General features: G+C 38.9%; 3 protein-coding genes. 2 read left to right on the top strand and 1 reads right to left on the bottom strand.

Features of this window, described 5'->3' with window-relative positions:
• The coding region (locus ACUVXA_RS20735) for a helix-turn-helix domain-containing protein (protein WP_445873195.1) at positions 1-98 on the bottom strand (98 nt) is incomplete at its 3' end.
• 244 nt (positions 99-342) lie between these two features.
• On the opposite strand from ACUVXA_RS20735, the gene ACUVXA_RS20730 reads away from it, so the two are divergent.
• Positions 343-891, top strand: a complete 549-nt coding sequence (locus ACUVXA_RS20730) for a hypothetical protein (protein ID WP_445873194.1) — start codon at positions 343-345, stop codon at positions 889-891.
• A complete protein-coding gene (locus ACUVXA_RS20725) occupies positions 888-1,103 on the top strand; it encodes a hypothetical protein (protein WP_445873193.1) in 216 nt (71 codons plus the stop codon). The genes ACUVXA_RS20730 and ACUVXA_RS20725 overlap by 4 nt, the downstream gene beginning before the upstream one ends.
• Positions 1,104-1,598: the final 495 nt, after the last annotated feature.

Below are 1,598 nucleotides of genomic sequence, written 5' to 3'. Positions count from 1 at the left end.
CTGCCGCTCCCAAGCCTTATGCCCTTTATTACGCCCTGGTCTATGTATCTGCGCAACGTGTTTGGATGTAAACCCGTGTATTTTGCAGCCTCCTTCAACCTAATCAGTACTATAACTTAAGTTAATATTTGAAAATTTATATAAACTTATCTGTAGCAGTTGTGTACCTCCTCGGTTAGTGTATTACGCTCTATTGATCCTTCCAGAGTTTCCTATAGGTGTAGAAGTGAATAGAACGAATTTTTCAAAGGTAACTCTCTCGTATGGAAACAGCAGTTACCCAAAAGGTATTTATGGGAATATGGTCATATGTTCCAATTGAGAAGTTTTTTGGATGATTTTATGAAGTATATTAAAGTGGCTATTCCAGACGACCTTGAGGAGAAGGTAAGGTCAAAGGCGGGCGTTTTGTACGGGGCTAGGAAGGGAAGCCTTAGTCGCTCAGTAACCGATGCTCTCTTCAACTGGCTTTGCCCTGATCCTGAAATGTATATAGGTACAACACCAAATGGTATGAGTTTCGAAGTGCCAGAGAAACTTATCCCTGGGCTAATGGAGATTCTCATAGATATCCTTAAACCGAGTAACGTTATATACAGTTACCTGCACGGTGAGGAAGAAGTGGAGTTAAACCTCCTTGCGGAAGAAGCAAAGTCAAAAATCAGAGAGATGACTGACATACTATTGAATCCTACTTTCATGGCGGAACTCGAAACTGCTTCCCTATACACGGGTGGCGGAGGCTGCTTCTTGTTAGAAGCCAATCTGAACAAGAAACAAAGGATTTTCATAGCCGAAAGATTACTGAAGCAGGAAGGCATCGAAATCCAGTTAACTAAGGAGCAGTTTAGTATTATTGTAAGAGAGGGACACGTAGAGGTGTTATATTGAATAAGATTGTAAAAAGAACACTCGGACACTTCAAAGTCCTCATCGAGCACTCCCTTAGACCATACGAACCATCACCTGAACACATCCTTAAACGGATGATAAAACCTATCTGCCAAGATGTGAGAATGATGCATATGAAGGGAACGAGAAACGATTCTTGGGAGTTTCTCAAAGGCTTGGCCGAAGAGTGCAAGGCTATCTTTAACCTGTAGGCACAAGAGGAGAACAAATTCTATCTTTGCCTTTCCTATTTTTACCATTATCCTCAAAGGCACAACACTTTATAGATTTTTAATATTCGTTGAATTAAACTTGCCAAACTTGGGATTAAGAGTAAAAAATAGAATCGTGGTTTTTGCACAAATCAAAAATATAATTAATAAGATGAAAATATTATAATGATTAAGTAGGGTTTTGATTTATTTTCCTTAGAACATTCGGGGATTTGGATAAATGGCTGGTCATAAACAGTATCTTACTCCTTATACTCATGATACTAAGAATAATAACTTTCTTTCAGCCATTGGGGGATGTCAATCATGAATTCGGATAATGATAATGATTCTGTTAAGGATGAAAAAGCTAAGGAAAGAACCAAGAAATATGAGGATATGGACGGTTTTGAAAAGATTATCAGGGAGGCTTGGGAAGGTGGTAATGTAGATTCGCCCGATTCTACCCCTTATTTTTGGGTTCTAAATTGGAAA

Source organism: Candidatus Jordarchaeum sp., from assembly GCF_052745115.1.
Note: the sequence above shows the minus strand (reverse complement) of the source record. Positions and strands in the feature narration are given on the sequence as shown.

Bases quoted from the DNA above. Each gene is read 5' to 3' on its own strand.
- ACUVXA_RS20730 (WP_445873194.1), top strand. From the start codon at position 343: ATGAAGTATATTAAAGTGGCTATTCCAGACGACCTTGAGGAGAAGGTA.